Source organism: Scandinavium sp. (assembly GCF_036271055.1).
Taxonomy (GTDB): Bacteria; Pseudomonadota; Gammaproteobacteria; order Enterobacterales; family Enterobacteriaceae; genus Scandinavium.
This window is the reverse complement of record NZ_DATBBJ010000112.1, coordinates 1-1,693: the sequence shown is the minus strand read 5'-3', so window position 1 is coordinate 1,693 and position 1,693 is coordinate 1. Positions and strand designations below refer to the sequence as shown.

Below are 1,693 nucleotides of genomic sequence, written 5' to 3'. Positions count from 1 at the left end.
TGATCCGCTCATTGAAGCGCCGTGGTTGCGACCCGAACCGAAGCAACCCGCCCTCGAAGTGCGTGTAGGCAAGGCCACCTGCAGTAGAGATGTAGGCCGTTCCCGTCACATTCTTGACCGCGTTCACGTAGGCGACCACCTGCGCCTGCGTCCCATCGTTGAGAATGGTGACCCCATCGGTGTCGAAGAGGTCGATCTCGGGCGCCGGGATCTTGAACCGACTGATCGAACCGACATCCGTCGAAAACTGCATGACCGCCTTCATCCACTCTGCGGGATACTCCAAGTTATCCCCATAGGCGAGTGTTGGACCGGTGGTGAAGAAAACACCGAGGGACGACCCGGCAAAAGCCGCGTTCGTCAGCCCGCCAATGGCGTTTTTAAGCTCCTGAACCTTGGCGTTGAGGTCCGTCAAATACCCGATGTCCGAGTTGTCCGCCGTGACGTGGTACCGGGTGACTCCGATGAACCCCTTGGCGTCACGCCAAGAGTAGGAAAGCTTGGAAACAACTAAGGTAGCCATAAAAACTCCTACCCCTATAGGGGTATTATTTTGACGCCAATGTTCCCGCAAGATAGGCCGTGGCCAAACTACCTGAGGTGCTCTCCAACGTGCCTACAGCTGCAGTAATCAGCGCCGTGATCATCGTGGCATCCACCGTGATGCCATCACTTAGGAAGATACCAATTTGCGGCGCTATTATGTCAAGCAGCGCAATCGTACCGTCAGCGCAAAGAAAACTGAGGTTCGCTCGCTGCGTCACAGACTGGTACTGAGCGACGGTCGGGGAAGGAGAGCCGTTGATGGTGTCGGTACCCTCCCAGTAGTCGTTGTAATCAGCGTTGCTGACGGCGAGCAGCTGCGTTTGGATGCCACCAGCACCCGAATTGGTGCGGATGCGCGTGATCGTGGCACGAGCAGCGCCATCCACCCATACTATAGAGCGAGATTGGGACATTTTTCCTACTCCCGAAATCTACTTGACATAATAAACAAAAAAGCGCGAGAGTCCCCGCCGTAGATGTTATCTACTGAAATCTTTGAGGGGAAATCTCGGGCTGAGGGATGAGGGAAAAAGGAAGTCGCTTCGCTCCCCTCCCCACCCCCCCATCATGCTCGTTTTCCCGAGCCTTGTCAAGAGATAGTTTGTGCACAAACTATACCTTGACTACGGTCTCGACTTAGTGGTACGATATAACCACTCCGACCAGAAGGGAGGTGATAACCATGGAAACCACTAAACGCCATCGGGTCGAGCTCGACCCATACCGCTATGAAGTGCTGCGGTACTTCGGATTACTGCAAGGTCGTCCGATCGGTCACGTGATGCGTCGTGCACTCTCCAGCTTTGCTGATGCGGTGCAAGAGGAAAACCCGCCAATTCGTGCGCACTTGCTAGCAATGCAAGCGGCGGCGGCGGCGGCGGGTGATGTTGACCGTGAGATGGATATGATACCCTTCTAGCAGCAACCCTTTCCCCCCAATGAGGTACCCCCGCTGCGGCGGGGGTATTTCTTTACTCGCCTTCTCCGGCAACTAGGTGCGAGCTCTTGATCCGCTCATTGAAGCGCCGTGGTTGCGACCCGAACCGAAGCAACCCGCCCTCGAAGTGCGTGTAGGCAAGGCCACCTGCAGTAGAGATGTAGGCCGTTCCCGTCACATTCTTGACCGCGTTCACGTAGGCGACCACCT

General features: G+C 56.0%; 3 protein-coding genes. 1 reads left to right on the top strand and 2 read right to left on the bottom strand.

Annotation, left to right across the window (positions count from 1 at the left end; all coding sequences use genetic code 11):
• Both VH187_RS23285 and VH187_RS23280 read right to left on the bottom strand, forming a co-directional pair.
• On the bottom strand, positions 1–523 hold a 523-nt coding region (locus VH187_RS23285), incomplete at its 3' end, for a hypothetical protein (RefSeq protein WP_329703805.1).
• A gap of 25 nt (positions 524–548) precedes the next feature.
• Positions 549–959 (bottom strand): hypothetical protein, encoded by a 411-nt coding sequence (locus tag VH187_RS23280; protein ID WP_329703804.1) that lies wholly within the window; start codon positions 957–959, stop codon positions 549–551.
• Between the two features lie 269 nt (positions 960–1,228).
• Between VH187_RS23280 and VH187_RS23275 the strand changes: the two genes are divergently transcribed.
• Entirely contained in the window at positions 1,229–1,465 is a 237-nt protein-coding gene (locus VH187_RS23275; RefSeq protein WP_329703803.1) for a hypothetical protein, read from the top strand.
• Positions 1,466–1,693: the final 228 nt, after the last annotated feature.